We start from the raw sequence: 249 nt of genomic DNA on the forward strand, positions 1-249 counted from the left end.
TCGTTTCACGTTCGTCGTGATCTCGTTCAGCATTCACATAGTAGGACATCTCATCTGAGACGACTCCCATGACACCAGTACCATAGTGGGTTTTATGATCGTCATGGCGAGTATACAGTGTGGCGGTGTTTGATCTGCCAAATGGAATACTGATGTTGACGTAGAACAGATCACCATCGTCTTCATTATTTTCTGAAGCACTAAGTTGATGCTGCCAGTTGACGGAAACCGTGGCGTGTTTGAACGCTT

General features: G+C 45.8%; 1 protein-coding gene. It reads right to left on the reverse strand.

The genetic code is table 11. The features are described from left to right. The coding region (locus MFF21_RS23800) for a fimbria/pilus outer membrane usher protein (protein ID WP_238315057.1) at positions 1–249 on the reverse strand (249 nt) is incomplete at both ends.

Source organism: Methylobacterium organophilum (assembly GCF_022179465.1).
GTDB lineage: Bacteria > Pseudomonadota > Alphaproteobacteria > Rhizobiales > Beijerinckiaceae > Methylobacterium > Methylobacterium organophilum.